The organism is Geobacillus sp. (assembly GCF_017515625.1).
Classification (GTDB): Bacteria; Bacillota; Bacilli; order Bacillales; family Anoxybacillaceae; genus Geobacillus; species Geobacillus stearothermophilus.
Map to the genome: position 1 here is coordinate 1 of NZ_JAFWFM010000198.1, position 7099 is coordinate 7099.

At 51.2% G+C, this 7099-nt stretch carries 6 protein-coding genes; all 6 read left to right on the forward strand.

The genetic code is table 11. From position 1 onward, the window contains the following. The first annotated feature begins 147 nt into the window (after positions 1-147). The 6 genes from sodA (at position 148) to IKE44_RS11415 (ending at position 6981) form a co-directional block, all read left to right on the forward strand. A complete protein-coding gene (gene sodA / locus IKE44_RS11390) occupies positions 148-762 on the forward strand; it encodes a superoxide dismutase SodA (protein ID WP_033010224.1) in 615 nt (204 codons plus the stop codon). A 141-nt stretch (positions 763-903) separates the two neighbouring features. Beyond that, positions 904-2196, forward strand: a complete 1293-nt coding sequence (locus IKE44_RS11395) for an MFS transporter (protein WP_033014640.1) — start codon at positions 904-906, stop codon at positions 2194-2196. A 72-nt stretch (positions 2197-2268) separates the two neighbouring features. Next, positions 2269-4380 (forward strand): peptidoglycan D,D-transpeptidase FtsI family protein, encoded by a 2112-nt coding sequence (locus IKE44_RS11400; RefSeq protein ID WP_287465954.1) that lies wholly within the window; start codon positions 2269-2271, stop codon positions 4378-4380. A 220-nt stretch (positions 4381-4600) separates the two neighbouring features. Then, positions 4601-5566: a PstS family phosphate ABC transporter substrate-binding protein gene (locus tag IKE44_RS11405; RefSeq protein ID WP_049625180.1), complete on the forward strand. Its 966-nt coding sequence runs from the start codon at positions 4601-4603 to the stop codon at positions 5564-5566. An 85-nt stretch (positions 5567-5651) separates the two neighbouring features. Beyond that, positions 5652-6605, forward strand: a complete 954-nt coding sequence (gene pstC / locus IKE44_RS11410; protein ID WP_033014638.1) for a phosphate ABC transporter permease subunit PstC — start codon at positions 5652-5654, stop codon at positions 6603-6605. Positions 6606-6609: 4 nt separating this feature from the next. Continuing rightward, positions 6610-6981, forward strand: coding sequence for an ABC transporter permease family protein (locus tag IKE44_RS11415; protein WP_287465956.1), 372 nt, complete (start codon positions 6610-6612; stop codon positions 6979-6981). Positions 6982-7099: the final 118 nt, after the last annotated feature.

Here is a 7099-nt window from a genome sequence, read left to right on the forward strand (position 1 = left end):
CGTGGCCGCGAAGCGCACCCTAGGTCTGTAAGATATCCACAAAACTGAAAAAGGATGTAAGGGATTTTGTCGAAAAATATTTTTTGGACACCCCTGAGGGGCCGAAAAGCCTTGATACATCAACATTTCTAGAGGGAGGAGATCGGTATGCCATTTGAATTGCCAGCATTGCCGTATCCGTATGATGCTCTGGAGCCGCACATCGACAAAGAAACGATGAACATTCACCACACGAAGCACCATAACACATACGTTACAAATTTGAATGCGGCGCTTGAAGGACATCCGGATTTGCAAAACAAATCGCTCGAAGAACTGCTCAGCAATTTGGAAGCCCTTCCGGAAAGCATCCGCACGGCGGTGCGCAACAACGGCGGCGGCCATGCGAACCACTCGCTTTTCTGGACGATTTTGTCGCCAAATGGCGGCGGCGAGCCGACGGGTGAGCTGGCTGACGCCATCAACAAAAAATTCGGCAGCTTCACCGCGTTCAAAGACGAGTTTTCGAAAGCAGCGGCCGGCCGTTTCGGTTCCGGTTGGGCATGGCTTGTTGTGAACAACGGCGAGCTGGAAATCACAAGCACGCCGAACCAAGATTCGCCGATTATGGAAGGCAAAACGCCGATTCTCGGCTTGGACGTTTGGGAGCATGCGTACTACTTGAAATACCAAAACCGCCGTCCGGAATACATTGCCGCATTCTGGAACGTCGTCAACTGGGACGAAGTGGCGAAACGGTACAGCGAAGCGAAAGCAAAATAATGAACAAAGCGGGGCGAAACAAAACGCTCCGCTTTTTTTTCGACGAAGGGGGCAGGCAAAGGGAGCGGTTTTCGTTGCGCCGGGTGCATAGAGGCGGCAGAAATGGCCACACTACCCGATAGATGAAAAGGGGAGTTTGCAATGGCATTTTTCCAAAAACTAACCGGCCAAGAACAAGTGAACCGCGACCTGTTGCTTTTGCTTTGCATCGGCGGGTTTTACGCGCTCGGTGTTTCCCTGTCGAACACGTTTGTCAACATTTATTTGTGGAAACAGACCGGCGATTTTCGCGATTTGGCATTGTACAACTTGGCGGTCGTCACGATGCAGCCGCTGACGTTTATCGTTGCCGGCCGTCTGGCGAAACAGATCGACCGCATTCTCGTTTTGCGGCTTGGCGTGTCATGTTTAGCCGTTTTTTTTGTCACGGTTTTGCTGGTCGGCTCCCGCGCCCATCAATATTTGCTCGTTCTCGGCGCGCTGCTCGGCGTCGGCTACGGTTTTTACTGGCTCGCTTTTAACGTGCTGACATTTGAAATTACCGAACCGGAGACGCGCGACTTTTTTAACGGTTTTTTCGGGGTGTTGACCTCATCAGCCGGCATGATCGGGCCGATTGCCGCCGGTTATATCATCTCATCGCTTCATGGAGCGAAAGGGTATACGTTCGTTTTCTCGCTGTCGCTCGGCTTGTTTCTTGTCGCTGTGCTGCTCAGCTTTTTCTTGAAGCGCCGCGCGGCCGCGGGGAAATATTTATTTTTCCGCATTTTAAAGGAACGGAATGAAAACCGGAACTGGCGGCTCATTACGAACGCCCATTTTTTTCAAGGACTGCGTGAAGGCTCGTTCGTTTTTGTCATTTCCGTGCTTGTCTACGTCAGCTCCCATAGCGAATGGGCGCTTGGCAAGTACGGATTGGTCAATTCCTTCACATCGTTTATCGCTTATTACGTCGTCTCCCGGTTGATGAAGCGGGAATACCGGATGAAAGCCATTTTGTTGGGCGGTCTTTTGCTGTATGCAGCCATTTTTCTCATCGTCTTTCATCCTTCGTACCCGCGCCTTCTTCTTTATGCCGTCACGATTGCCATCGCTTATCCGATTTTGCTTGTTCCGTACTCATCGTTGACGTTTGACGTGATCGGGAAAAGCTGGAAATCAGCGGAAGCGCGCGTCGAATATATCGTCGTCCGCGAGCTGTTTTTAAACGCCGGACGGGTGGCGTCGATTCTTGCTTTTTTGGCGGCGGTGGAGCTCTTTAACGAGCAGACGGGCATTCGTGTGCTGATGTTTGTATGCGGCGCCGGGCATTTGATCATTTATTGGTTCGTCCGCCGCATCCGCTTGACTGATGGCCATCCGGAGCGGGAGCGGCAAGGTCGGCTTTTGCTTCGGCCGAAGCTGGCCAATGAACGGGGCGGCCCGACAGCATAAAAGTCGCCCATGTTTTTCCCTAGCCAACCCCTTCTTTTTCTTTTACAATAGGGGGGAAAGGAGGGCCGGGGGATGAAACGGAAGAAACGGGCACAAGTGCCGATTCGGTTGAACATTTTGTTTTTCTTTGTCTTCTTGTTGTTTTCGGCGCTGATTTTGCGCCTTGGCGTCGTACAAATCGTCTACGGTGAAGATTATCGGCGCGAAGTGGAGCGGACGCAGGATGAAATCGTCAGCACGCCGGTGCCGCGCGGCAAAATTTACGATCGATTCGGCCACGTGATCGTCGACAACACACCGCAAAAGGCGATTACGTACACGCGCTCCAAAACGACACAGCCGGAAGAAATATTGGACATAGCAAGGAAACTCGCCCAATACATCGACATTCCGGATGCAGAGGAAAAAGTGACGGAGCGAGACATGAAAGATTATTGGATTTTGACCCATCCGGAAGAAGCCAAAAAGAAAGTGAGCGAACAAGAACGGAAAAAGCTCGCTGACCAAGGGCTGACACAAAAAGAGATCGACAAAAAGGTGTATGAATGGACGCTTGACCGCATCACCAAGCAAGATTTGGCGCAAATTTCGAAGTCGGAGCTTGAAGTGATCGCCATTAAACATGAGATGGAGAGCGGCTACGCCTTGACGCCGCAGACGGTCAAAAGCAAAGGGGTGACCGACCGCGAATATGCGGTCGTCAGCGAACACTTAAGCGAGCTGCCTGGCGTCAATACGACCGTTGACTGGGACCGGAAATACGTGTATGACAATACATTCCGCTCCGTGCTCGGCAGTGTGACGGAAGAAGATGAAGGCGTTCCGCGCGAGCGGCTCGACTACTTTTTGGCCCGCGACTACAGCCGCAACGACCGCGTTGGCAAAAGCTATTTGGAGATGCAGTATGAAGAAGTGCTGCACGGCAAAAAGGCGAAAGTGAAAAACGTGGTCGACAAGTCGGGCCGCGTCGTTTCGGTTGAGGAAGTGTACCCGGGCGAGCGCGGGAAAGACCTTGTGCTGACGATCGATGCCGAATTGCAACAAAAAGTCGAAGAGATCATTCAGCAGGAGATTTTGGCGACGAAGCGCAAAGGCCGGTCGCCGCTCTTGGACCGGGCGTTTGTCGTCATGATGAACCCGAAGACGGGCGAAGTGTTGGCGATGGCCGGCAAGCTTCTTCAAGATGGCAAATTTGTCGACTTTGCCATCGGCAACATTACGTCTGCTTATGCGATGGGATCGACGGTGAAAGGGGCGACCGTGCTCACCGGCTTTCAAACCGGGGTGCTTCATCCGAATACGTATATTAAGGATGAGCCGTTATACATTAAAGGTACAAAACCGAAAAAGTCATGGAAAACGATGGGGACGATCAACGAGCTGACGGCGCTCAAGCAGTCATCGAACGTCTATATGTTCAAAACAGCGATCGCCATCGGGGGTGGTGTGTATCGTCCGCACGCGCCGCTTCGCATCAATCTAGAGGCATTTACGACGATTCGCCACTATTTCAGCCAATTCGGCCTTGGCGTGAAAACAGGCATCGATTTGCCGAACGAACTTAGCGGCTTCCAAGGCCGAGGCACGCGCGGCGGATTTTTGCTTGACTTAGCCATCGGCCAGTATGATATGTATACGCCGATGCAGCTGGCGCAATACGTCTCGACGATCGCCAACGGCGGCTACCGGATGAAGCCGCAGCTCGTCAAAGAAATTCGTGAGCCGTCCATTGACGGAAAAAAACCTAGCCGCGTCATCAAACGGTTCGAGCCGATCGTGTTAAACCGCGTCGATATGAAGACGGAATACATTGAGCGCGTGCAGGAAGGGTTCCGCCGTGTGATGCAAGAGCCGGGCGGAACGGCGTATGCGTATTTCGCCGGCGCTCCGTACAAGCCGGCCGGAAAAACAGGGACGGCTGAAGCGTTTTACGACGGGCCGATCAAAAGCCGCCGCAATGCCTCGACCAACAATTTGACGCTTGTCGGCTATGCGCCGTACAACGATCCAGAAGTGTCGTTCGCTGTTGTCGTTCCGTGGGCGACGCAAGGGGCAAGCGACGGCATTAACAACCGCATCGGCCGCCGTATTTTGGACGCCTATTTTGAATTGAAGGCGAAACGAATGGCTGGAGAGCCTGTTCAACCGCCAGCCGACGGCACCGAAACAACAGAACAATCTTGATGCTGAAGCTGATTCGATAGGGAGAGCTCCTTTTGTCGGATCAGCTCTTTTTATTTTTTAGCGGAAAGAGAAGCTATTGATGAAAAATAATGGATATTGGATATCTGGAGTTTACACAATCTTAACATTCTGTTTAAACCTTATTAACAGCGTCCATTTATGATAGGGCATGTAAGGAAAAACTAGGACATGTAAAAGAAAACAGTCAGGGGGAAAAGCGATGAGCAAATGGAAACGGCTGATGTTGTCGAGTTTGCTTGGCGGAACAATGATGATTGTTGCCGCCTGTGGAGGAGGAAATGGAGCGCAGGAAAACGAGGCGGACAGTGGATCCGCAACGAAAGAGCTGTCCGGTGAAGTGATCATGGACGGTTCCTCGACGGTATATCCAATTGCGGAAGCAGCTGCTGAAGAATATATGATGGAACAGCCAAACGTCAAAGTTTCCGTCGGTGCTTCTGGAACGGGAGGGGGATTTGAGAAGTTCACGAAAGGGGAAACCGATTTTTCGAACGCCTCTCGTCCAATCAAAGAGGAAGAAAAACAGGCAGCTGCCGACAACGGCATCGAGTTCCAAGAGTTTCAGCTTGCCTATGACGGTCTTTCTGTTGTGGTCAATAAAGAAAACGATTGGGTTGATTACTTGACGGTGGATGAGTTGAAAAAAATGTGGACGGAAGACGGCACGGTGAAAAAATGGTCGGATATCCGTCCGGGCTGGCCGGATGAGGAAATCAAGTTTTTCTCGCCTGGTCATGATTCTGGGACATATGACTACTTTGATGAAGTGATTCTGGAAGGAAAAGAACTGGTCAAAACGGCTCAACTTTCGGAAGACGACAATATCCTCGTTCGTGGGGTTGAAGGGGATCAATATGCGATCGGCTACTTCGGTTATGCGTATTACTTGGAAAATAAAGATAAGCTGAAAGTGGTTCCGATCGATGGCGGCAACGGGCCAGTCGAGCCGACAAACGAGACGATTGAAACCGGGAAATACACCCCGCTTTCGCGGCCGCTGTTTACGTATGTGAACGTCAAATCGTTGAAAGAAAAGCCGCAAGTGTATGACTATATGGAATTTTTGCTGGAAACAGCCGGGGACTTGGCGGAAGAGGTCGGTTACGTCCGCCTGCCGGAGGAAAAGTATAAAGAACAGCTTGAAACATTGGAAGGATTGAAATAGGTTTCGTTAGGCCGGCGACAAGGGGTGTCTGTCGGCCTAGACTTGTGACTGCGGTTGGAATAAGTCGGAAAGGAGTTTTCGTTTTATGGGGGTTCCAACGAAGAAAGAACAGCAGTTCTCGGTTCGGGAGATGATCGTTGAAAACCAAGCGCGGCAACATTGGACGAAAAGGATGGAAAAGCTCGCGCCGAAGTTCCTTTTTACATTGGCGGCACTCTCCGTGCTCGTAATGCTCGGCATTTTGTTTACCCTTCTTTTTGAGACGATCGAATTTTTCCGCCGTGTATCGATTGTTGAGTTTGTCACAAGCAAAGAGTGGCTTCCGTGGAATGAGGAACACGGATCGTTCGGAGTCGCTCCGCTTGTGACCGGCACGCTGCTGACGACCGGTATCGCTATGCTTTTGGCTGTTCCGATTGGGCTCGCTTCGGCCATTTACTTGAGCGAGTATGCGTCGGAGCGGACGCGCCGAATCATCAAGCCGGCGCTCGAAGTGCTTGCCGGCATTCCGACGATCGTGTACGGGTTTTTTGCGTTGACGATCGTGACGCCGTTATTGCAAAAGGTCATCCCGGATCTAGAGATTTTTAATGCGCTCAGCCCGGGGCTCGTCATGGGGATTATGATCATTCCGATGATCGCCTCGCTGTCAGAAGACGCGATGAGCGCAGTGCCAAACTCCATTCGCGAAGGCGCCTTGGCCCTTGGCGCGACAAAGTTTGAAGTAGCGCTTAAGGTCGTGCTTCCTGCCGCCGCTTCCGGAGTGATTGCCTCATTTATTTTAGGCATTTCCCGGGCGGTCGGTGAAACGATGATCGTCGCGGTGGCTGGCGGATCATCGCCGGAGTTTACGTTTGATGTTACGCAATCGATTCAAACATTGACCGCTTACATCGTCCAGGTGACAACCGGCGACGCCGGCTATGGGACGACGATTTATTACAGCATTTACGCTGTCGGGATGACGCTCTTTATTTTCACGCTGCTGATGAATATATTGGCGCAATACATTTCCCGCCGATTGAGGGAGGAGTATTGAACACATGGAAAACAAATTGGACAAACCGCTCGTTTGGAGACGAATGAAAGGAAGGCTGGTGCAAAACGCCGTCTTGCAAGCCATTTTTTTTGCTGCTACGATTTTTGGACTCATTGTTCTCGCATTATTATTATCCCGTGTCATCATGCAGGCGATCGGCTGGCTCGATGGTGATTTCTTAAACAGCTTTCCTTCGCGCCGTCCGGAGGAAGCTGGGATTAAATCCGGACTGGTTGGCTCCCTTTGGCTGATGATGATTGTCGCACCGGTTTCGTTTATTTTGGGGGTTGGGACGGCCATTTATTTGGAAGAATACGCGCGCAAAAACCGTTTCACCGCGTTGATTCAAACGACAGGCGTGTTGATTATCCAATAAAATCCAAAGGGTATAGAAAAAAGAGCACCTTTCCTGTAGAATGTGAGTAACAACACAAACAAACCCAGGAGGTGCTCTCTATGAACAAGCATACCACACTCCCGAATTTGATGCAAAA